Origin of the sequence: Bacillus sp. NEAU-242-2, assembly GCF_027853835.1 — a bacterium.
Taxonomy (GTDB): domain Bacteria; phylum Bacillota; class Bacilli; order Bacillales; family Bacillaceae; genus Bacillus; species Bacillus velezensis.
This window is the reverse complement of sequence record NZ_JAPNNY010000002.1, coordinates 979,172-1,001,253: the sequence shown is the minus strand read 5'-3', so window position 1 is coordinate 1,001,253 and position 22,082 is coordinate 979,172. Positions and strand designations below refer to the sequence as shown.

Here is a 22,082-nt window from a genome sequence, read left to right as displayed (position 1 = left end):
TACCCACGTGTTACTCACCCGTCCGCCGCTAACATCAGGGAGCAAGCTCCCATCTGTCCGCTCGACTTGCATGTATTAGGCACGCCGCCAGCGTTCGTCCTGAGCCAGGATCAAACTCTCCGATAAATGGATCACAGACTAAGTTCACTGCATCCTGCAGTAACGTCTGTGTGATCTGCATCATGCAGACCTTAGTTTGACTGACTACGCACATCGCTGTGCGATTTATTTAAAACTTTGAATTAACAGGTACGTTTTGTCTTGTTTAGTTTTCAAAGAACTTTTCCACTTCTCTCGAAGCGACCTCTTAATCATAACATTTTCAGTTTGCTAGGTCAATACTTTTTTAAAAAATATTTTCGCTAGGCTTGCCTTTCTATTAAAAAGACAACAAAAAGAATTATATCAGCATCATCACTATGTGTCAAAGCTTTTTTTCATTTCTTTATATAGTAAAAGCGCAGCCTGTTGCAGCTGCGCTTTTTTGTTTATACTTCTTCCGTTTCTTCCGGCTCTTCTTCATTCTTTTCGACAAGCGCCACAGTGGCTACATGCTCTTGATCAGACATGCGGATCAGACGGACGCCTTGAGTTACGCGTCCCGTAGTGGAGATATCATTAATATCCATTCTGATTAACACGCCGCTTGCCGTAATAATCATTAAGTCCTCTTCGCCTTTTGTTGCTTTCACGGTTACTAACGGACCGTTGCTGTCAGTGATTTTACATGTTTTAAGACCTTTTCCGCCCCGGCTTTGAACTCTGTATTCTGAAGCCGGTGTGCGTTTGCCGTAGCCGTTTTCTGTCACTATGAGGACATGAGAGTCTTCTTCAAGAATCTCCATACCTACAACGACATCTTCGTCTGTCAGCGTGATGCCTTTAACACCCGCAGCTGTGCGTCCCATTTGTCTTACATCTTCTTCAGGGAAACGGATCAGTAAACCGTTCTTCGTTCCGATGATGATTTGTTTCTTGCCGTCAGTCAGGCGGACGGCCATCAGTTCATCGTCTTCCCGGAGACCTAGGGCGATCAACCCGTTATTCCGTATATTCGCAAACTGGGACAGTGCCGTACGTTTCGACACCCCTTGTTTGGTCGTAAAGAAGAGGTATTGCTCCTCATCAAACGTGCTGACCGGAATAATGGCATTAATCCATTCGCCTTTTTCAACTTCCAGAAGGTTAATAATCGGAATGCCTTTTGCCGTTCGGCCGTATTCAGGGATTTCATATCCTTTAGAACGGTATACCTTCCCTTTATTAGAGAAGAACAGGATCGTATCGTGCGTTGATGTGGAAATTAAGTGTTCCACAAAGTCATCTTCATTCGTTCCCATTCCCTGTACGCCTTTTCCGCCCCGTTTTTGGCTGCGGTATGTGGACGCCGGGAGACGTTTAACATAGCCGTTATGGGTCAGTGTGATGACGATATTTTCTCTCTCGATAAGATCTTCATCTTCAATTGTTTCAAGACCGGACGTCACAATTTCAGTGCGTCTCTCATCATTGAAACGCTCTTTGATTTCATTAAGTTCTTCACGGATGATCTCAAGAACTCTTTCTTCATTGGCTAAAATATCTTTCAGCTCAGCGATAAGCGCAACAAGTGATTGATATTCCTCTTCAATCTTTTCGCGCTCCAGACCGGTTAATCGCTGAAGACGCATATCCAGAATGGCTTGCGCTTGTTTTTCAGTCAGTGAGAATTGTTCGATCAAACCCGTTCTCGCAATTTCAGCCGTCTGGGAATTGCGGATAAGAGAAATAACGGCATCTAAATGATCGAGAGCAATTCTTAAACCTTCCAAAATGTGAGCTCTCGCTTCCGCTTTGCGGAGTTCGTAAGCCGTTCTGCGCCGGATCACAACCTTTTGGTGATCAAGATAATGCTCCAGACATTGTTTCAGGCTTAGTACCTTCGGCTGTCCGTCAACGAGCGCCAGCAGGTTGATCCCGAAAGACGTCTGCAGGGCCGTTTGTTTGTACAGGTTATTCAAAATGACGTGAGCATTGGCGTCACGGCGGATCTCAATGACGATTCTCATTCCGTTACGGTCGGATTCGTCTCGCAGATCGGTAATTCCTTCGATTTTTTTGTCCCGGACAAGATCCGCGATTTTTTCAATTAATCTCGCTTTGTTCACCTGATAAGGAAGTTCCGTGACAATAATTCTTTCTTTTCCCGATGAAGTCTCTTCGATTTCAGCCTTAGCCCGGATTGTGATTGATCCCCGTCCGGATTCATACGCCTTGCGGATGCCGCTCCGGCCCAAAATCTGACCTGCAGTCGGAAAATCCGGGCCCGGGATGTACTCCATCAGCTCCTGGTTTGTAATCTCAGGATTCTCACTTACGGCAAGCACGCCTTCAATGACTTCTCCAAGCTGATGCGGGGGAATGTTTGTCGCCATTCCGACCGCAATACCGGCAGCCCCGTTTACGAGCAGATTCGGAAATCTCGAAGGCATGACGGCAGGCTCTCTTTCTGAACCGTCATAGTTATCTTGATAGTCAATCGTGTCTTTCGTAATGTCACGCAGAATTTCCATTGCGATTTTTGACATTCTCGCTTCTGTGTAACGCATCGCGGCCGCTGAGTCGCCGTCAACCGAACCGAAGTTGCCGTGTCCGTCAACAAGCATGTAGCGGTAGTTAAAATCCTGCGCCATTCTGACCATTGATTCGTAAACCGCTGAGTCACCGTGCGGGTGGTACTTACCGATAACTTCACCGACGATACGGGCAGATTTTTTATATGGTTTGTCACTGGTCATGCCTAAATCATTCATTGCGTACAAAATCCGTCTGTGAACCGGCTTCAGACCGTCACGCACATCCGGAAGCGCCCGGGATACGATAACGCTCATTGCATAGTCCAGGAAGGATGTCCGCATTTCCTGACTGATATTGACTTCACGTACTTGTGGTGTGTTTTGTTCACTCATTAAAAAAACCTCCCTGAAGTATCACATGAAATAATGTGGGAGTAGATTGTCCATTATGATCTTCAATACGATTTCACTATTCTCCATTATATCAATAAACTTGTGTTTATACACATTAATTTAGTAGAATATACGGGTTTTGCGGATTTCAGAGGCTTTAGAAGCCGCTTTGAGAAAAAAGCCTTATTTCTTAACGAAAATAAGGCTTTCTTGGTTAAATATCAAGATTTTTCACGTATCTGGCGTTTGCTTCTATGAAGTTTCTCCGCGGTTCTACTTTGTCACCCATCAGCATTTCAAAAGTCTCGTCAGCGTCCATTGCATCTTCAAGATTGACTTGCAGAAGCGTTCTGGTCGCAGGGTCCATTGTCGTTTCCCAAAGCTGAGTCGCGTTCATTTCTCCAAGACCTTTATAACGCTGGAGGCCGGGCTTAGGTGATTGCGGAAGCTCTTTTAACAGCTCATCAAGCTGCTTATCGTTATAAGCGTATTCCACCCGTTTTCCCTGCTGCACTTTATAAAGCGGCGGCTGGGCAATGTAGACATAGCCGTTTTCGATGATTTCCCGCATGTATCTGTAGAAGAACGTTAATAAAAGCGTTCTGATATGGGCGCCGTCAACATCGGCATCCGTCATGATGACCACTTTATGATAACGCGCTTTTTCAAGATTAAAATCTTCTCCGATCCCTGTTCCGAGGGCCGTGATCATTGATCTGACCTCATTGTTTGAGAGAATCTTATCAAGTCTGGCTTTCTCAACGTTCAGAATCTTACCGCGCAGCGGCAGAATGGCTTGGAAATGACGGTCCCGTCCCTGTTTCGCTGATCCGCCCGCAGAGTCACCCTCTACGATATACAGCTCGGAAATGCTCGGATCTTTAGAAGAACAGTCCGCCAGTTTGCCCGGCAGATTGGAAATCTCAAGCGCACTTTTGCGCCGGGTCAATTCCCGCGCTTTTTTCGCCGCCATCCGCGCTCTTGCGGCCATTAAACCTTTTTCAACGATTTTGCGGGCTGAGTCCGGATTTTCAAGAAGGAATGTTTCCAGCGCAGAAGAAAACAGCGTATCAGTGATCGTTCTCGCTTCGGAGTTGCCGAGCTTCGTTTTCGTCTGCCCTTCGAATTGCGGATCAGGGTGCTTAATTGAAATAATGGCAGTCAGCCCTTCTCTCACATCATCCCCGCTTAAATTCGGATCATTTTCTTTGAAAATCCCCTTTCTTCTTGCATAGTCGTTTATGACACGGGTCAGACCGGTTTTAAATCCGGCCTCGTGCGTGCCGCCTTCGTATGTGTTGATATTATTTGTGAAAGAATAAATATTGCTTGTATAGCTGTCGTTGTATTGCAATGCAACTTCAACCGTTATGCCGTCTTTCTCGCCTTCGATATAAATCGGCTCTTCATGAACGACTTCTTTGGAACGGTTTAAGTACTCAACATAGCTTTTGATTCCGCCTTTGTAGTGGTACTCGTTTTTCCGTTCTTGTCCTTCACGTTTGTCTTCAATCGTGATGTTTACGCCTTTTGTCAGGAAGGCCAATTCCCGGACACGGTTTGAAAGCAGATCATAGTCATATACAGTTGTTTCTTTGAAAATTTCCGGGTCCGGAACGAAGTGCGTAATCGTTCCGGTCTTATCAGTTTCGCCGATCACTTCAAGATCAGCCACAGGTACACCGCGCTCGTACGCCTGATAGTGGATTTTCCCGTCACGATGAACCGTAACGTCAAGAGTGGTCGACAAGGCGTTTACGACGGACGCCCCTACACCGTGAAGACCGCCGGATACTTTATATCCGCTTCCGTCAAATTTACCGCCGGCGTGGAGAACGGTCATGATGACTTCAACCGCAGGGCGGCCCATCTTCTCCTGGATACCGACCGGAATTCCGCGCCCGTTGTCCTTAACGGTAATGCTGTTATCTTTTTCAATCTCGATGTTAATATCTGTACAATAACCGGCCAGGGCTTCGTCAATACTGTTGTCGACGATTTCCCACACCAAATGGTGAAGGCCTTTGCTGTTAGTTGATCCGATGTACATCCCCGGTCTCTTTCGAACAGCTTCCAAACCTTCTAATACCTGTATCTGATTCTCATCATAACTATTTTGCTGCTGTTCCATAGCCATGCACATTCACCTACACTTTTCTTAAACGATAATATATTCATTGTAAAGATCCGCTAAGAATCTATTTCTAACATAAATTGCGCACGTTTCTTCAGTGTGCCGGAAGATAAGGGAGAGTAATATATATTCTCAGTCGTGACTACGATAGACTTTGGCGTGCCGTTTACGGACGGCACTACTTTTTCTTTCTGTCTGTCCAGAAATTCTTCAACGATCGGCGATACATTGACCTTGCAGTCAAAAATGCCGACAATATCGCGGGTTGAAACGACAAAGTCGTCACCTAAATGAATATACAATCGCTCACCTCATTTCTTCACTTCACTAACGTACCGTTTTCCACACGGAACATTCCTGCTTGATGTAAGGTATCGTGGTCAATGCCATCCACGCTCGTCGTGGTGACAAATGTCTGCACACGGCCTTGGATCGTATGAAGCAAATGGGACTGCCGGTAATCATCCAGCTCGCTTAGTACATCATCCAAAAGTAAAATGGGGTATTCTCCGATTTCTTCATGAATCAAATCTATTTCAGCCAGCTTCAGAGACAAAGCCGTCGTACGCTGCTGTCCCTGCGAACCGTAAGTCTGCACATCGCGTCCGTTCACATAAAAAAGGACATCATCCCGATGCGGTCCGAATAATGTGACGCCTCGTTCTATTTCTTTTTCTTTTAATTTCGAAAAAGACTCCTGGTAGCTGTTACCTATTTTCGACAAATCTTTAGGATCTGATACATCAAGCGCCGTGTGATACTTAAGCGTCAGTTCTTCAAGTCCCCGGGAAATGCCGGAATGGATCGGCTGCGCCCATTTTTCAAGCTGCGCCGTAAACTGCAGACGTTTGGCGACAACTTTTGCGGCTGCTTCAATCAGCTGATCAGTGAGAACGTCAAGCATGGTCCGGTCAGTCTGTTTCCGGCTTTGCAGCTGTTTCAGAAAATGATTCCGCTGTGAAAGGATTTTTTGATAAAGAGATAAATCATACAGATAAACGGCAGAAACCTGCCCGATCTCCATATCGAGAAATCTTCTCCTCACCTGAGGGCTTCCTTTGACGAGATTTAAATCCTCAGGGGCAAACATAATGGTGTTCAGCGCTCCGACATACTGACTGAGTTTTTGCTGCTCTATATGATTGACCTTGCCCTTTTTACCTTTTTTGGAGATGACAAGCTGCATCGGGATGTCCCCGTTGCGCTTCATCACTCTTCCTTCTATTTTAGCATAGTCTTCGTCCCACCGTATAAGTTCTTTGTCATTTGAGGTGCGGTGTGATTTTGCCATCGAAAGGACATAGATGGCTTCCATCAGATTGGTTTTGCCTTGGGCATTTTCCCCGATGATCACATTCACCTTGTTTTCGAATTGAAGCTCAGCGCGCTCATAATTACGGTAGGATGTTAATTCTAAATTTTGGATATACAACCGCTGTCACCCGCTTTAATTGACGACTTGAAATGAACCAAATCCTTCAATCGCGACCACGTCTCCAACGTAAAGCTTTCTGCCGCGGCGATTGTCAGGTTCATTGTTGACAGTCACCTCATGCTCGCTCAGAAACCACTTCGCCATGCCGCCGGACTGAATCACATCGGCTAATTTTAAAAACTGGCCAAGCGTAATCATTTCTGTATCAATCGAAATCGGATTTGCCATAATATCGACCTCTTTCAAATATCACTAATATCTAATTGTACTAAAAAATCCTGAAATAAGGAAAGGGAAAACTTGAGGGAGCGGCTGATGAATAGAAAAGCTGCCGAACTAAGCCGGCAGCACATTCTGTTTGATTAATACGTTCTGACCGGAAGGATGAGCTGAACGATGGTCTCATCATTCGGCGTACGGATAAGAAACGGTCTCATCGCTCCCGTAAAGCTGATGCGGATGTCCGCTCCTTCAAGTACTTTCAGTGCGTCCATCATATATTTTGGACTGAATGAAATATTTAATTCCTCGCCGTCAATCTGGTCAGCCAGCACAGCTTCGACCACTTTCCCGATTTCCGGAGAATTTGATGAAATCTCAAGCGAATCCGCCGGTTTGGCAGAAAGCTTTACAACGTTGTTGCGGCCTTCTCTCGCCAATAAAGAAGCACGGTCTATCGCCTGTAAAAATTCCTTCGTGTTCACGACGATTTCCGTTTTGCTTTCCTGCGGAATTAAGCTGGTCGTGTCCGGATAGTTTCCGTCAAGCAATCTTGAGAAGAACAATACGTTTTTCGCTTTGAACAGAACTTGGGTTTCTGTAATGACGATATCCACCAGCTCTTGGTTGTCATCAAGAATTTTACTCAGCTCGGTTAAGCTTTTCCCGGGAATGACGACGTTATAAGAGCTGTCTTCCGGAATATCAAGCTTCGCCTTTCTTAAAGCGAGTCGGTGGCTATCCGTGGCAGTGCATAATAATTCACCGTTTTCAACTTTCCAGTTTACACCTGTCAAGATAGGGCGTGTTTCTGAGGCGGACACAGCGAACACGGTTTGGCGGATCAGGTTTTTCAAAAGATCCGTCGGAATCTGAATGGCGTGATGCTCTTCGATTTGCGGTAGATGCGGATATTCATCTGCATCAAGGCCGTTTAAATTAAATTCGGCTTTTCCGGAACGGATAATCGTTAAATATTGATTTTGAACTTCGATTTCAACAGTCGCCATCGGCAGTTTTTTAACGATTTCGCTGAAGAAACGCGCTTGCAGCACGATACTTCCCGGCTGATCGATCGTCACGATTTCTTTATCATCATCTTCTTTCGGAATGAATGACTCAATTGAAATATCAGAGTCACTTCCTGTGAAAGATACTCCTTCATCTGAGGCGACGATCTTAATACCGGTGAGAATGGGAATTGTGGTTCTGGATGAAACGGCTTTTAGAACGTCTTGTACACTTTCGACTAACCGATCTTTTTGAATCGTAAATTTCATGTTTATCCTCCTAACGGATAATATAATTAATATATTTTAAAAATAGCAGTAGTAATAGTAGGGCCTGTGGATTTGTGGATAAGTTGTGAAAAAGACAGGAAACACAGCCTATCCACATGTGGACAGACTGTGCATGGCTATGAAAAAGTTATTCACACTTTCCCCGATTCATCCGAGGGCACTATTATTTAAGCAGTTCTTTTATTTCTTTCACCTGCTGCTGAAGCTGCTCGTCATCAATCAGCAGTTTTGAAATCTTTTCGTGGGCGTGAATGACGGTTGTATGGTCTCTCCCGCCAAATTCTTCCCCGATTTTAGGCAAAGAAGAATCCGTCATTTCTCTTGAAAGATACATTGCAATTTGTCTTGGGAAAGCCACGGATTTCGTACGCTTTTTCGCTTTGAAATCTTCAAGCTTAATGTTGAACTGCTGTCCGACAATCCGCTGAATCTCTTTTATCGTAATGACCTTCGGCTTAGAAGACGGAATAATATCTTTCAATGCTTCTGCTGCCAGGTCTGCGTTAATGTCTTTATTGATTAAGGATGAATAGGCGACAACCCGGATTAATGCCCCTTCCAGTTCGCGGATGTTGCTGTCAATCTGATTCGCGATGTAAAGCATGACCTCGTTCGGAATATCAAGGCCCTCCGCCTTCGCTTTCTTTCTCAGAATGGCAATCCGCGTTTCCAGATCCGGCGGTGTGATATCTGTAATCAATCCCCATTCGAACCGCGAACGCAGGCGGTCTTCAAGGGTCGGGATCTCTTTCGGCGGTCTGTCACTGGAAATCACGATTTGTTTGCTTTCTTCATGAAGCGTGTTGAATGTATGGAAAAACTCTTCCTGTGTTTGTTCTTTTCCGGCTAAAAATTGAATATCATCTATCAAAAGTACATCAACGTTCCGGTAGCGGTTGCGGAAATCAACGGCTTTATTATCGCGGATTGAGTTGATGAATTCATTTGTGAATTTTTCAGAAGACAGGTACACCACTTTGGCTGAAGGATTATGATCAATGACATAATGGCCGATCGCGTGCATTAAGTGGGTTTTTCCTAAGCCGACTCCCCCGTATATAAATAAAGGGTTGTATGCTTTAGCGGGTGCTTCCGCCACAGCCAGTGATGCTGCATGGGCGAATCGGTTTCCCGATCCGATGACGAATGTGTCGAATGTATATTTCGGGTTAAGCATGCTTTGGGGAAAATCAGACGGTTCCTCTTTTGCCGCTTTTTTCACTTGCGGTTTCGGCAAAAAGTCTTCTTCGTCCTGATTTTGAGGAATGACAAATTTGACGCTTAATTCTTCCCCGGTTAATTCATATATGGTATCTGCAATGAGATGTAAGTACCTGGACTCCAGCCAGTCTCTGGCAAATTCATTGGGAGCGGTGATGGTTAAGGTATCTCCTTGCAGCGAATGGGCTTTCGTCGACTTCATCCAAGTTTCGAAACTCGGTTTGCTTAGCTTTTTCTCAATTTGAGCTAGAGCTTGATTCCAAAGATCCAATATATTCTCCATTATCCGGCACAGCCCTCCTTTTCTTTAAAAATCAGCGCCCTTCCCCTGTTATAGAACACAAAAAAAGAGCATATGGCTCTGACCATTCGTACACACGAAATGTTGAAAACATATAGTATAGTAGAAAAATAGCTTTTCGACAAATTCCACAAGTTGTGGACAACAATCTACACAAGCTGTGTGAAAACAATCCACAACTTATCCACAATTTGTGGATAAAGAGAATGGACTGGATAAGTAATTAAGAGTTAAAACACAAATATAATATCAAATTAAGCGAGGACTTGCAATGGTTCTCGTAATCTTATCCACAAACCTGACAACTTGTTGAAAAATCTTTGTCCACAGGGGTTAGCAATGTGAAAATGTTGTCGATAACGATTGTGGATATTAAAAAAAGACCGAAAAATTATCCACATGACGTTTTTTCGGGGGAGCGCGGCTTTTTTTGTGCGTTAAAAAAAGGAATATGAAAAATAAGGTTTCTAATCTGGTTAAGGTATGTTATCCTATTATGGTTGTAAGAAATAAAAGCACTGCTGAAGTTGACAATGAATAGGCAGCACAAATATAATAAGTAAGACTGTCTTTAACAGCTATTCCTCGAGGGAGGTGTCATAAATGAAAAGAACATTCCAACCGAATAACCGTAAACGCAGTAAAGTTCATGGCTTCAGAAGCCGTATGAGTTCAAAAAACGGTCGTCTAGTATTAGCACGCCGTCGCCGCAAAGGCAGAAAAGTATTATCAGCTTAGGCCACTGAATAATGTCAGTGGTCTTTTTTCACATTAAGAGAAAAGAGATGTCATGCGTCGCCCGGTACTGGAGAAATTTCTTCAGTATTCCGGCGGCCCGTTTTTTTTAGATAGAAATAAAAGTTTCTGCGAGTGAATATCGGAGTGAATTAAAGTGAAGAAGCGAAATCGGTTAAAGAAAAATGAAGATTTTCAAAAAGTGTTTAAACGCGGAACGTCTATGGCAAACCGCCAGTTCGTGCTGTATACGCTTGATCAGCCGAAACAGGAAGAGCTCCGGGTAGGGCTTTCTGTCAGTAAAAAAATCGGCAATGCCGTCGTGCGCAATCGGGTGAAGCGGTTAATCAGACAGGCTGTTCAGGAGGAAAAAGAGCTGCTCAAGCCGAAAGATTTTATTATTATCGCAAGAAAACCCGCCGGCGACCTCAGTTTTGAAGAAACGAAAAAGAGTCTGCAGCACTTATTCAGAAAAACCTCATTATATAAGAAATCTTCGTCAAAATAGCTCATATTTTGTTTTCTTCACGTTTTTAAAAGCGCTTCCTTTTATTTGGCGAAAAATGAACGCCATTTGAAACTGAAAGATGCTAAAATACATACAAGGTTTATAAAGATTGGTATAGGAGGAAACGTTCTTGAAAAGGAGAATATGGTTACTACTGAGTATGGTCGGTATGCTCGTGCTGCTGGCCGGATGCTCGAGTGTGAAAGAGCCGATTACGGCGAATAGTCCGCATTTCTGGGACAAATATGTTGTGTATCCATTGTCAGAAGTCATTACGTACGTAGCGAAACTGACGGGCGATAACTATGGTTTATCGATCATCATCGTTACGATTTTAATTCGTCTGCTGATTCTGCCGCTGATGATCAAGCAGCTTCGAAGCTCAAAAGCGATGCAGGCGCTGCAGCCTGAAATGCAGAAGCTCAGAGAAAAATACAGCTCTAAAGATCAAAAAACGCAGCAGAAGCTTCAGCAGGAAACGATGGCCCTGTTTTCAAAGCACGGGGTAAACCCGCTGGCAGGATGTTTCCCGATCCTGATTCAAATGCCGATTTTGATCGGATTCTACCACGCCATTATGCGTACGCAAGCCATTTCACAGCACAGCTTTTTATGGTTTGATTTAGGAGAGAAGGATCCTTACTATATTCTTCCTATCGTTGCCGGTGTGGCCACTTTTGTCCAGCAGAAGCTGATGATGGCGGGAAATCCGACTCAGAATCCTCAAATGGCAATGATGGTATGGATTATGCCGATCATGATCATCGTATTTGCGATCAACTTCCCGAGTGCGCTGTCTCTGTATTGGGTAGTCGGAAACCTGTTTATGATTGCTCAGACATTCCTTATTAAAGGACCTGACATTAAACACGATCCGGAAACGCAGAAAGCCGGAGGAAAGAAAAAGTGAAGAAGGTGACTGCTGCGGGACGGAATGTCGAAGAAGCAGTTCAATCAGGCCTTCAGGAACTTCAACTGACGAAAGATCAAGTAGAAATAACGGTGGTGCAAGAAGAATATAAAGGGTTTTTGGGTATTTTCGGAAAAAAGAATGCGATCGTAGAACTGGAAGAGAAAAGAAATCCTGTTCAGGAAGCGAAAGCGTATTTGGAAGAAATCATCCATTCTATTGCCGGGCCTTCTGAGATTGTTACGGAAGAAAACAAGAAAACAGTCTGTTTTCACATTAAAGGTGAAAAAGCGGCGCTGCTTATTGGCAAAAGAGGACAAACACTCAATGCCCTGGAAACATTGACGCAGCTTGTTTTGAACCGCGGCTCCGGCCAGTATCGCCAAGCCGTTGTCGACGCTGAGAATTATCGGCGGAAAAGAAGAGAAATTCTGGATCAGCTGGCAAACAGGCTGGCCAAGCAAGTGTCGAAAACGAAAAAAGATGTGCATTTAGAACCGATGCCGTCAGGTGAAAGAAAAATCATCCATGACGCGCTGTCAAAGCATCCAAATATCAAAACGTTTTCTACCGGTGAAGGCCGGTACCGCCATCTCGTTATTTCCCATAAAGATAGCAGAAAACCGAAGTCCGGGTAAAATCGGAACTTCGGTTTTTTTATTGGTAAAAATGGCTCTATTCCTGAGCAGAATCGCATTTTTTGCGTTTAAGTTTTTTCTTTTTCGGTCTATGCTGTTGATAAAAAAGGTTTTAGGAAATAAAATTAATTGTTATTCACATGTGGATAAGTTAAAGTAATAAGGGATGAATTTCTGCCTTTGTGGATAACGTATCTTCCACTTCAAACCAAACTATGTTATCTTTTAATTTTGGCGTAAATAAAATTTTTTATATAGATGGAAACAGAGATAAAGAGAGGTGAACAGCATGGATACAATTGCAGCGATTTCAACTCCGATGGGTGAAGGCGCGATTGCGATCGTTCGGCTGAGCGGCCCGGAAGCCGTAAAGATCGCCGACAAAATGTACAAGGGTCCGAAAGGCAAAACGCTCAGTTCGGCAGAATCCCATACCATTCATTACGGGCATATCGCGGACAGTACGACGGGACGGATTATTGAGGAAGTCATGGTGTCTGTTTTAAGAGCGCCCAGAACATTCACAAGGGAAGATGTCATAGAAATCAACTGTCACGGGGGTATTGTGACGGTTAATCAGGTGCTCCAGCTTGCTTTAAGAGAAGGTGCGAGACTGGCAGAACCCGGTGAGTTTACGAAGCGCGCATTTTTAAACGGACGGATTGACCTTTCACAGGCGGAAGCGGTGATGGATCTGATCAGGGCCAAAACGGACCGTGCCATGAATGTCGCCATGAACCAGATGGAAGGACGGCTTTCCGCGCTTGTCCGCCGTCTGCGTGATGAGTTGTTAGAAACACTTGCCCATGTTGAGGTGAATATAGATTATCCGGAATATGATGACGTCGAAGAAATGACGCATCAGCTTTTAGTGGAGAAGGCAAGCGGCGTGAAGAAAGAAATCGAGGCGCTGCTCCGTACGTCCGAGCAGGGGAAAATTTTGCGAGAGGGACTGTCTACCGTGATCATCGGCCGTCCGAACGTCGGGAAATCCTCTCTGCTTAACAGCCTTGTCCATGAAACGAAGGCGATTGTAACCGATATTCCGGGAACGACGCGTGATGTGATAGAGGAATATGTCAACGTGCGAGGCGTGCCGCTTCGGCTTGTCGATACCGCCGGAATCCGCGAGACAGAAGACATCGTCGAAAGAATCGGTGTGGAACGGTCACGGCAGGTTCTGAAGGAAGCGGATCTCATTTTGCTTGTGCTTAACCACAGCGAAGCGCTTTCTGAAGAAGATGTTAAATTGTTTGAAGCGGTTGAGGGAATGGACGTCATTGTCATTATGAATAAGACGGACCTTGAGGCTAAGATTGACGCTGAGCGCGTTAAGGAACTGGCGAAAGGCCGGCCTGTCGTCACGACCTCATTGCTGAAAGAAGAAGGCATTCAAGATTTAGAGGAAGCGATTCAGTCGCTATTTTATACAGGAGCGATCGAAAGCGGAGATCTCACCTATGTCAGCAACACCCGTCATATCTCGATTCTGCATCAGGCCAAGCAAGCGATTGATGATGCGCTGAACGGAATTGAACAGGATGTTCCGATTGATATGGTGCAAATTGATTTGACAAGGTGCTGGGAGCTGCTGGGCGAAATCATCGGTGATGCCGTCCACGAAAGCTTAATTGATCAGCTCTTTTCACAATTTTGTTTAGGTAAATAAAAGGGAGGAAAAAACCATGGGGTATGAAGCAGGCCAATACGACGTGATTGTCATCGGCGCCGGGCATGCCGGTGTTGAGGCTGCCCTCGCATCCGCGCGCCAGGGAGCCAAAACGCTTGTTTTGACGATTAATCTTGATATGGTTGCGTTTATGCCATGTAATCCGTCTGTCGGCGGCCCCGCGAAAGGGATTGTCGTCCGCGAAATTGACGCGCTCGGCGGAGAAATGGCTAGAAATATAGATAAAACTCATATTCAAATGAGAATGCTGAATACAGGAAAAGGTCCGGCCGTACGGGCGCTGCGTGCGCAGGCGGATAAATTCCAATATCAGCACGAAATGAAGCATACGCTGGAAAAAACACCGAATTTGACACTTCTTCAAGGGATTGCCGAGCGTTTAATCATTGAAGACGGAGAGTGCCGCGGTGTCATTACGCAAACGGGTGCTGAATACAAGGCAAAAACGGTCGTGCTGACAACCGGAACGTATTTAAGAGGGCGGATCATTCTCGGTGATCTGTCTTACTCAAGCGGCCCGAATAACCAGCAGCCGTCTATTAAACTTTCTGAGCACTTAGAGGAGCTCGGTTTTGATCTCGTCCGTTTTAAAACGGGCACGCCTCCTCGTGTCTCAAGCGATTCCATTGATTACAGCAAAACAGAAATCCAGCCAGGGGACCCGGTTCCGCGCGCTTTCTCATATGAAACGGTTGAATACATTACCGATCAGCTGCCTTGCTGGCTGACTTACACGAGTCCTGAGACTCATGAGATCATCGACAGCAACCTGCATCGTTCGCCGATGTATTCCGGTATGATTAAAGGAACGGGACCGAGATACTGCCCTTCGATTGAAGATAAAGTCGTTCGGTTTAATGATAAACCGCGTCATCAGATTTTCCTTGAGCCGGAAGGCAGAAATACGCAGGAAGTATACGTTCAAGGTCTATCCACGAGTCTTCCTGAGGACGTGCAGCAGCGGATGCTGGCGACCATTCCGGGACTGGAAAAGGTGCAGATGATGAGAGCCGGATACGCGATTGAGTATGACGCGATTGTACCGACACAGCTCTGGCCTACACTGGAGACGAAAAAAATCCCTAACCTGTACACAGCCGGTCAAATTAACGGTACATCAGGTTATGAGGAAGCAGCCGGGCAAGGAATTATGGCAGGGATCAACGCAGGGCGCAAAGCGCTTGGAAAAGAAGAAGTGATCCTCAGCCGTTCCGATGCTTATATCGGTGTATTGATTGATGATTTGGTAACGAAAGGAACCAATGAACCGTACCGTCTGCTGACTTCACGGGCGGAATACAGACTGCTGCTCCGTCACGACAACGCGGATCTTCGCCTGACGGAAATCGGCCACGAGATCGGCTTAATTTCTGATGAGCGCTATGAAGCGTTTGAGAAGAAAAAAGCGGCGATCGAGGCAGAGAAAAAACGTCTCTGGTCTGTTATTATCAAGCCGTCTCCTGAGAATCAGGAATATATCCGTTCACTCGGCGGAAGCGAGCTGAAAGACGGAGTGCGCGGCACAGATTTAATGAAACGTCCGGAAATGAACTATGAAACAGTGACAAAACTTGCGCCTGCAGATTCTCCGGTTCCGCAAGATGTGGCGGAACAAGTGGAAATCCAAGTGAAATATGAAGGATATATCGAAAAATCCTTGCAGCAAGTGGAAAAGCTGAAGAAAATGGAAAACAAAAAAATCCCTGATCGGATTGATTATGACGCCATTAAAGGAATTGCTACTGAAGCCCGTCAAAAGCTGAAAGAAGTGCGTCCTTTATCAGTTGCTCAAGCGTCCCGTATTTCCGGCGTCAATCCGGCAGACATTTCAATCCTGCTGGTATACCTGGAGCAGGGCCGTATTGCCAAGGTAGCTGAATAGAAAGGATGACGGCATGAATATAGAGGAATTTACATCCAGTTTAGCGGAGAAAGGGATTTCCCTTTCTGACCGCCAGCTGGAGCAATTCGAGTTGTATTATCGGATGCTCGTGGAATGGAACGAAAAAATGAATCTGACATCCATCACTGAGAAAAAGGAAGTTTATCTCAAGCATTTTTATGATTCGATAACGGCGGCATTTTATATTGATTTTGAAAAGGTCACCACTCTTTGTGATGTCGGCGCCGGCGCCGGTTTTCCAAGCCTGCCCGTCAAAATCTGCTTCCCGCATCTGCATGTCACCATCGTCGATTCACTGAATAAGCGGATTACGTTTTTGGAAACTCTCTCTGATGCTTTACAATTAGAGCATACGACATTTGTCCATGACAGAGCGGAGACATTCGGACAGCGGAAAGACGTCCGGGAAAGCTTCGATCTCGTGACGGCCCGTGCGGTGGCGCGTCTGTCAGTCCTGAGTGAGCTTTGTCTGCCGCTGGCCAAGAAAAACGGTATATTTGCAGCACTAAAAGCTGCAGCCGCTGATGAAGAGCTGAAAGCGGGGCAAAAGGCGATTAAAGTATTGGGAGGAGAGCTTGAACAAGTTCATTCCTTTACACTTCCCGTTGAAGAAAGTGAACGGAACATTATGATCATTCGCAAGACGAAAAGCACTCCGAAAAAATATCCGAGAAAACCGGGTACTCCAAATAAATCGCCAATTGAAGGGTAATTTAGACAGCCTGATGTGACAATTCCATCATATTTTCTGCAAAATTGATGAAGATACAGCAGGAAAAACCATGAGAAAATAGAATTATAAAAATGGCAGTTTTTAAAGGTGGTGTAGGTACATGAAGCATTCATTCTCTCGTTTCTTCGGGTTTGGTGAGAAGGAAGAGGAACCGGAGATAGCTGAGCATGATACAAACAAAGAAGAGATACTCGAAATACCGGTACATGCTATCGTTCCCAACCGTTTTCAGCCACGCACCATTTTCTCAGATGAAAAAATCAAAGAGTTAGCAATGACTATCCATACACACGGCATCATTCAGCCGATTGTTGTCAGACATACAGAAGATGAAGGACAATATGAGCTCATTGCGGGTGAAAGGCGCTGGAGAGCGGTACAGACGCTTGAATGGGAGAAGATTCCCGCAATTATTAAAGATTTTTCTGATACGGAAACAGCATCTGTCGCTTTGATTGAAAACCTGCAAAGGGAAGAATTGTCCTCCATTGAGGAAGCTCATGCGTACGCAAGGCTGTTAGAACTTCATGATTTAACACAGGAAGCCTTGGCGCAGCGCTTAGGAAAAGGCCAGTCAACGATTGCGAACAAGCTCCGATTGTTAAAGCTCCCGGAACCCGTCCAGGATGCGATTATGGAGAAAAAAATTACGGAACGTCATGCAAGAGCACTGATTCCGCTCAAACAGCCGGAGTTTCAGGTCACATTGCTTGCGGAAATCATTGAGAAAAGCTTAAACGTCAAGCAGACGGAAGACAGAGTGGTGAAAATGCTTGAACAGAATAAGCAGAAACCAAAGCCGAGACGCAAAGCGTTCAGCAGGGATACAAGAATTGCGATGAATACGATTCGTCAGTCACTGTCCATGGTGGAAGACAGCGGCGTCAGGCTGAACACTGAAGAAGAAGAATTCGAAGAGTACATCCAGCTTACCATTCGGATACCTAAATAAAAACTCTCCTGATCAGCAGGGGAGTTTTTATTTTAATCAAAAAACTATTTTGAGATAATGATAGATTTATTGTGCACTATACATTATATATGTAAAATTTTATCTTTTTGTGTCGTGAATTATCTTTTTACAGTCAAAAAAGTCACTTTATCGGAGAACTTATATTAGAAAGTGTCTTTTTCGTTTACATTTTTTTCACTTGCTGATAAACAAATTATGAAAAAAATAAAACGCTTTACTCTTTTTTTGATAAGATAGAAACAAGACAGTACATGTTCATGTGAAGGTAGGTGACATCGTGGGAAAAATCATAGCAATTACGAACCAAAAAGGCGGAGTCGGGAAGACGACGACTTCTGTCAATCTGGGGGCTTGCTTGGCTTACATAGGTAAAAGGGTTCTTCTTGTTGATATTGATCCGCAGGGCAATGCAACGAGCGGATTAGGGATTGAAAAAGCCGATGTGGATCATTGTGTGTACGACATTTTAGTAGATGATGCAGATGTTACAGATATTATTAAACCGACTTCAGTAGAGAACTTAGATGTCATTCCGGCCACGATCCAGCTTGCGGGAGCGGAAATCGAATTGGTTCCGACGATCTCACGGGAGGTCAGGCTGAAAAGAGCATTAGAATCTGTGAAACAAAATTACGATTACATGATTATTGATTGTCCTCCGTCTCTCGGGTTATTAACGATTAATGCGCTTACCGCTTCAGATTCAGTCGTTATCCCGGTTCAGTGCGAATACTACGCTCTTGAAGGATTGAGTCAATTATTAAATACAGTTCGGCTTGTGCAAAAACATTTAAATACCGACTTAATGATAGAAGGAGTGCTTCTGACGATGCTTGATGCCAGAACGAATCTCGGCATTCAAGTAATAGAAGAGGTAAAGAAATACTTTAGAGATAAAGTGTATCAAACCATTATTCCTCGCAATGTCCGTTTAAGTGAGGCGCCGAGTCACGGCAAGCCGATCATATTATACGATCCGCGTTCGAGAGGTGCGGAAGTATATTTAGATTTAGCAAAGGAAGTGGCAGCGAATGGCTAAAGGCGGGCTCGGAAAAGGGATTAACGCGTTGTTTAATCAGGTTGATTTGTCTGAAGAGACAGTGGAAGAGATTAAAATCAGTGATTTACGCCCCAATCCTTATCAGCCAAGAAAACAATTTGACGATGAGTCATTAGCTGAACTGAAGGAGTCCATCATTCAGCATGGCATTCTTCAGCCCATTATCGTGAGAAAATCATTGAAGGGCTATGATATTGTAGCAGGCGAACGCCGTTACCGCGCCGCAAAACTTGCCGGTAAAGAGACAGTGCCGGCTATCGTGCGGGATTTATCTGAATCGCTGATGCGGGAAATCGCTCTTTTGGAAAACCTTCAGCGTGAAGACTTATCACCGCTTGAAGAAGCTCTGGCATATGACTCACTGCTGAAGCATTTGGATTTAACCCAGGAACAGCTCGCTAAACGGCTCGGTAAAAGCAGGCCTCATATTGCCAACCATTTAAGACTGCTGACGCTGCCGGAAAGCATCCAGAACCTCATTGCAGAAGGTACATTATCCATGGGACACGGCAGAACCTTGCTTGGTTTGAAAAATAAAAACAAGCTTGAACCGCTTGTGAAGAAAGTGGTTGAAGAACAGCTGAACGTCCGTCAGCTTGAGCAGCTGATTCAGCAGTTAAACAACAATGTTCCACGTGAAACAAAGAAAAAAGAACCTGTTCAAGATGTTGTGTTAAAAGAGCGGGAATCGTATTTGCAAAATTACTTCGGAACAACAGTCAATATTAAGAGACAAAAGAAAAAAGGGAAGATTGAGATTGAGTTTTTCTCAAATGAAGATCTTGAACGTATCCTGGAACTATTGTCCGAGAGAGAAGCGTAAAAACCATCTTTATTTAAAAGATGGTTTTTTATATACGTCTTGTCAGCTTATGAAACGGACTGAGCCGTTCCTGCCGGCCTTCTGATTTATCTGTCAGCTGTAACCCCTCTGCTAAAACATTTGCCATGCTCATAACAAGATGAAGCCTCGTATTCTGCAGGACAAAATACTCCATAAACCCGCTGACATTGACGATTCCATTGATATGGACGTCACCGATTTCAGGAAGGTCTTTTTGAACACCTGCTCCGGGCTTCAGCGGCCCATCGCCGATTTGAAATGAGCCTACGCTTTTGACGCGGCCTAAACAAGCATCAACCGCTATAATAAACGGATTTTTATGTAGATGTTGAATATCTTTCAGCTTGTCTTTCATATTGACGGCGTGAACAGGATCTGACAGCGTGCCGTAAACGTGCAATCTGCCTAAATTCATTTTTTCTAACTTTGTTCCTACGAGCGGACCTAATGAATCTCCGGTCGACCGATCTGTACCGATACACACGGTGACTAACGGTCTGCCGGCTGCTTTACGTAAAGATGAAGTAAGGATCGCTTGTATTTGATTCGCAGCAGAAGAATCCGTATGGGATACATATTGTTTTGCCCGTTCTTGAGAAAAAAGCCCGCCTTTTCGATTCATAAGGTTCACTTCCTTGTCATGTCATACGAGTATTACATTGTTGTTTTTGGTGATGTATGGTTGTTTACAGTATATCCAGCGCTGCCTTTTTTTATGCTTATGTCATGATCAGCATGCCGGTTGTTTGAAAAGAGCGGGATAGAAAAAGAACCCAGAGCAGTTATTCTCTAAGTTCATGAAAGAAATAAGACCATTTGATCTACATCAACATATTGCTGATGATCTAATTTCAGCGCTCTTTTTTCTGTAGAGAAGAGGATAAATCCTAACTGAGCGTAGAGTTTTTTTGCGGGTTCATTTGTTGAAGTCACAGAGAGATGGAGCTGTTCTGTGTCTTTCATCTTTTTTGCTTGGCTGATGGCTTCCGTCATTAAAGCTTTTCCCGCGCCTGACCCTCGGTGTTTGGGGGAAATATACATAGAACCAATAACCGCAATGTGTCTTAGTTTAAACAGCGAATGCTTGGAGATCTTGAGGATTCCTATCAGTCTGTCTTGTTCAAAGGCGCCAAGCACGATGGCATTGCCGGCTTCAAGCCTGGCTTTGCATTTTTCGGACAGCCATTCTTTCTCCTCATCATAGCTGACGGCGAATGCGTCCGGGTGATCTTTTAAAGCTTTGAGCCTGATATCGGGTATCACTTGCGGTTAAACGCCTGATGTCCATGATTTGAGCGCCTAACATAAATAAATTTTCTGAATAGTCAATCGTCGTTATCATACCATATTTGTCCCATTTGTATGAATGTTTGCCGCTGTCACTCAATATAGTAGCAATATGCGGAGATGATCAGAAATTTTATGAGGTGATGAGGGTGTGGAGAGCCGGGATGAAGTGGATGCTGCTCATATTAAGCAGCCAGATTGGGGCCGGGTATGCAAGCGGGCAGGAAATATGGCAGTTTTTCGGTGTCGAAAGCGGACTGGCTATTGTATTGTTTACAGTCATGTTTACGATTTCGGCTTATATTGTGTTGAAGATCAGCTATCGGGTTCAATCAACGCACTTTTTACCTGTGCTTGAGCATCTGATGGGGCCGGCTCTTGCTAAAGTCTATGATGTGCTTATTATGTTTTATTTGTTTTCAATGACGATGGTTATGATTGCCGGCGGCGGTGTGACGCTGCAAATGTACAAGCTGCCGTTTTGGATCGGTATTTTTCTTCTTTGCATTGTAACCGTCGGTTTATTCTTTTGGGATATAAAAGGAATATTATCTCTGAATAGTATTTTGATACCGATTCTTGTAGCGGGGCTGTTATATGCATTGGTCTTTTTTCAGACAACCCATCATTACACGTGGACGATAGATTTGACCCGCCAGTATAATTGGCCGGCAAGCATTACCTTCACGTCCTTAAACATCCTTTCTGTTGTCGCTGTTCTTTCTTCAATCGGGAAAGATATGAAGGGACTGGGAGAAGCGAAAATCGCAAGCGTTGCAAGCGGGCTGATTTTCGGTATGATTTCATTTGTTTACAATGAAACGCTTGTACAGCTTTCAGGCAGTCTTACACAATATGAAATTCCTCTTTTCGCCGTCCTTGAAGGCGCTCCTTATCCGTTATTTCTTTGTATGGCCGCCGTGCTTTTTTTAGCCATCTATACGACAACGGTGACCGGTCTGTTCGGGCTGTCCAGCCGCATGCTTGCATTTGTGAAATTGCCGAGATGGACGCTCGTATCTCTTCTTTTAGCTGTGATGGTGCCTTTTACGACAATCGGTTTTTCAGATTTGATCGCCATTTTATATCCCATTTACGGGCTTTTAAGTCTTTATTTGCTGGTATGTCTTCTTCTTTACCCTATTTTAGGGAGATGGAAAAAAGTATAATGCTCATTTTGAGTGCGGCCGTTGCTCTTATCCTGTCTTTTTTTGTACAATAAATAAAGCAGTCTATGGAGAG

General features: G+C 44.5%; 20 protein-coding genes and 1 rRNA gene. 11 read left to right on the top strand and 10 right to left on the bottom strand.

Annotation, left to right across the window (positions count from 1 at the left end):
* The 8 genes from OWN49_RS10060 to dnaA form a co-directional block, all read right to left on the bottom strand.
* A 16S ribosomal RNA gene (locus OWN49_RS10060) occupies positions 1-126 on the bottom strand; the annotation flags it as partial.
* Positions 127-488: 362 nt separating this feature from the next.
* Entirely contained in the window at positions 489-2,948 is a 2,460-nt protein-coding gene (gene gyrA, locus OWN49_RS10055) for a DNA gyrase subunit A (RefSeq protein WP_077721681.1), read from the bottom strand.
* Positions 2,949-3,162: 214 nt separating this feature from the next.
* A complete protein-coding gene (gene gyrB, locus OWN49_RS10050) occupies positions 3,163-5,079 on the bottom strand; it encodes a DNA topoisomerase (ATP-hydrolyzing) subunit B (RefSeq protein WP_077723123.1) in 1,917 nt (638 codons plus the stop codon).
* Between the two features lie 59 nt (positions 5,080-5,138).
* Positions 5,139-5,384, bottom strand: a complete 246-nt coding sequence (gene remB, locus OWN49_RS10045) for an extracellular matrix regulator RemB (RefSeq protein WP_004392908.1) — start codon at positions 5,382-5,384, stop codon at positions 5,139-5,141.
* Positions 5,385-5,401: 17 nt separating this feature from the next.
* Positions 5,402-6,514 (bottom strand): DNA replication/repair protein RecF, encoded by a 1,113-nt coding sequence (gene recF / locus OWN49_RS10040; RefSeq protein WP_007409910.1) that lies wholly within the window; start codon positions 6,512-6,514, stop codon positions 5,402-5,404.
* Between the two features lie 15 nt (positions 6,515-6,529).
* Entirely contained in the window at positions 6,530-6,745 is a 216-nt protein-coding gene (gene rlbA / locus OWN49_RS10035; protein ID WP_004392910.1) for a ribosome maturation protein RlbA, read from the bottom strand.
* Between the two features lie 134 nt (positions 6,746-6,879).
* Positions 6,880-8,016, bottom strand: a complete 1,137-nt coding sequence (gene dnaN / locus OWN49_RS10030) for a DNA polymerase III subunit beta (RefSeq protein WP_007409909.1) — start codon at positions 8,014-8,016, stop codon at positions 6,880-6,882.
* Between the two features lie 184 nt (positions 8,017-8,200).
* The gene (gene dnaA / locus OWN49_RS10025) at positions 8,201-9,541 is read right to left on the bottom strand and encodes a chromosomal replication initiator protein DnaA (protein WP_004392913.1); all 1,341 of its coding nucleotides are present in this window, start codon (positions 9,539-9,541) and stop codon (positions 8,201-8,203) included.
* A gap of 621 nt (positions 9,542-10,162) precedes the next feature.
* Between dnaA and rpmH the strand changes: the two genes are divergently transcribed.
* The 10 genes from rpmH to OWN49_RS09975 all read left to right on the top strand — a co-directional run bounded on the left by rpmH (position 10,163) and on the right by OWN49_RS09975 (position 19,532).
* A complete protein-coding gene (gene rpmH, locus OWN49_RS10020; protein WP_003178075.1) occupies positions 10,163-10,297 on the top strand; it encodes a 50S ribosomal protein L34 in 135 nt (44 codons plus the stop codon).
* 154 nt (positions 10,298-10,451) lie between these two features.
* Positions 10,452-10,802 (top strand): ribonuclease P protein component, encoded by a 351-nt coding sequence (rnpA, locus tag OWN49_RS10015; RefSeq protein ID WP_004392944.1) that lies wholly within the window; start codon positions 10,452-10,454, stop codon positions 10,800-10,802.
* A 160-nt stretch (positions 10,803-10,962) separates the two neighbouring features.
* Entirely contained in the window at positions 10,963-11,712 is a 750-nt protein-coding gene (spoIIIJ, locus tag OWN49_RS10010) for a YidC family membrane integrase SpoIIIJ (RefSeq protein WP_007409906.1), read from the top strand.
* Positions 11,709-12,350 carry an RNA-binding cell elongation regulator Jag/EloR gene (gene jag / locus OWN49_RS10005; protein ID WP_017418434.1) on the top strand — a complete coding sequence of 214 codons (642 nt, stop codon included), beginning with the start codon at positions 11,709-11,711 and terminating at the stop codon, positions 12,348-12,350. The genes spoIIIJ and jag overlap by 4 nt, the downstream gene beginning before the upstream one ends.
* A 289-nt stretch (positions 12,351-12,639) precedes the next feature.
* Entirely contained in the window at positions 12,640-14,019 is a 1,380-nt protein-coding gene (gene mnmE / locus OWN49_RS10000) for a tRNA uridine-5-carboxymethylaminomethyl(34) synthesis GTPase MnmE (protein ID WP_004392954.1), read from the top strand.
* A 16-nt stretch (positions 14,020-14,035) separates the two neighbouring features.
* Positions 14,036-15,922, top strand: coding sequence for a tRNA uridine-5-carboxymethylaminomethyl(34) synthesis enzyme MnmG (gene mnmG, locus OWN49_RS09995; protein ID WP_004392959.1), 1,887 nt, complete (start codon positions 14,036-14,038; stop codon positions 15,920-15,922).
* A gap of 13 nt (positions 15,923-15,935) precedes the next feature.
* Positions 15,936-16,655 carry a 16S rRNA (guanine(527)-N(7))-methyltransferase RsmG gene (gene rsmG / locus OWN49_RS09990; protein WP_014306213.1) on the top strand — a complete coding sequence of 240 codons (720 nt, stop codon included), beginning with the start codon at positions 15,936-15,938 and terminating at the stop codon, positions 16,653-16,655.
* Between the two features lie 121 nt (positions 16,656-16,776).
* On the top strand, positions 16,777-17,628 hold the full coding sequence (gene noc, locus OWN49_RS09985; protein ID WP_007409900.1) for a nucleoid occlusion protein: 852 nt from the start codon (positions 16,777-16,779) through the stop codon (positions 17,626-17,628).
* Between the two features lie 298 nt (positions 17,629-17,926).
* A complete protein-coding gene (soj, locus tag OWN49_RS09980; protein ID WP_007409899.1) occupies positions 17,927-18,688 on the top strand; it encodes a sporulation initiation inhibitor protein Soj in 762 nt (253 codons plus the stop codon).
* Complete coding sequence (locus tag OWN49_RS09975) at positions 18,681-19,532, top strand: ParB/RepB/Spo0J family partition protein (RefSeq protein WP_004392966.1); 852 nt, start codon at positions 18,681-18,683, stop codon at positions 19,530-19,532. Before soj ends, OWN49_RS09975 begins: the two co-directional genes overlap by 8 nt.
* A 28-nt stretch (positions 19,533-19,560) precedes the next feature.
* Here the strand turns inward: OWN49_RS09975 and yyaC are convergent, their stop codons facing one another.
* Both yyaC and OWN49_RS09965 read right to left on the bottom strand, forming a co-directional pair.
* Complete coding sequence (yyaC, locus tag OWN49_RS09970) at positions 19,561-20,175, bottom strand: spore protease YyaC (protein WP_004392969.1); 615 nt, start codon at positions 20,173-20,175, stop codon at positions 19,561-19,563.
* 173 nt (positions 20,176-20,348) lie between these two features.
* Positions 20,349-20,816, bottom strand: coding sequence for a GNAT family N-acetyltransferase (locus OWN49_RS09965; RefSeq protein ID WP_229873599.1), 468 nt, complete (start codon positions 20,814-20,816; stop codon positions 20,349-20,351).
* Positions 20,817-20,983: 167 nt separating this feature from the next.
* On the opposite strand from OWN49_RS09965, the gene OWN49_RS09960 reads away from it, so the two are divergent.
* A complete protein-coding gene (locus tag OWN49_RS09960) occupies positions 20,984-22,009 on the top strand; it encodes a YkvI family membrane protein (RefSeq protein WP_088005468.1) in 1,026 nt (341 codons plus the stop codon).
* Positions 22,010-22,082 lie beyond the last annotated feature (73 nt).

Excerpts from the sequence above, each read along its gene's own strand:
- gyrA (WP_077721681.1), bottom strand. The coding sequence starts at position 2,948 with ATGAGTGAACAAAACACACCACAAGTACGTGAAGTCAATATCAGTCAG.
- gyrB (WP_077723123.1), bottom strand. The coding sequence starts at position 5,079 with ATGGAACAGCAGCAAAATAGTTATGATGAGAATCAGATACAGGTATTA.
- rlbA (WP_004392910.1), bottom strand. The coding sequence starts at position 6,745 with ATGGCAAATCCGATTTCGATTGATACAGAAATGATTACGCTTGGCCAG.
- dnaN (WP_007409909.1), bottom strand. The coding sequence starts at position 8,016 with ATGAAATTTACGATTCAAAAAGATCGGTTAGTCGAAAGTGTACAAGAC.
- dnaA (WP_004392913.1), bottom strand. The coding sequence starts at position 9,541 with ATGGAGAATATATTGGATCTTTGGAATCAAGCTCTAGCTCAAATTGAG.
- rpmH (WP_003178075.1), top strand. The coding sequence starts at position 10,163 with ATGAAAAGAACATTCCAACCGAATAACCGTAAACGCAGTAAAGTTCAT.
- spoIIIJ (WP_007409906.1), top strand. The coding sequence starts at position 10,963 with ATGGTCGGTATGCTCGTGCTGCTGGCCGGATGCTCGAGTGTGAAAGAG.
- mnmE (WP_004392954.1), top strand. The coding sequence starts at position 12,640 with ATGGATACAATTGCAGCGATTTCAACTCCGATGGGTGAAGGCGCGATT.
- mnmG (WP_004392959.1), top strand. The coding sequence starts at position 14,036 with ATGGGGTATGAAGCAGGCCAATACGACGTGATTGTCATCGGCGCCGGG.
- rsmG (WP_014306213.1), top strand. The coding sequence starts at position 15,936 with ATGAATATAGAGGAATTTACATCCAGTTTAGCGGAGAAAGGGATTTCC.
- noc (WP_007409900.1), top strand. The coding sequence starts at position 16,777 with ATGAAGCATTCATTCTCTCGTTTCTTCGGGTTTGGTGAGAAGGAAGAG.
- OWN49_RS09975 (WP_004392966.1), top strand. The coding sequence starts at position 18,681 with ATGGCTAAAGGCGGGCTCGGAAAAGGGATTAACGCGTTGTTTAATCAG.
- yyaC (WP_004392969.1), bottom strand. The coding sequence starts at position 20,175 with ATGAATCGAAAAGGCGGGCTTTTTTCTCAAGAACGGGCAAAACAATAT.
- OWN49_RS09960 (WP_088005468.1), top strand. The coding sequence starts at position 20,984 with ATGAGGGTGTGGAGAGCCGGGATGAAGTGGATGCTGCTCATATTAAGC.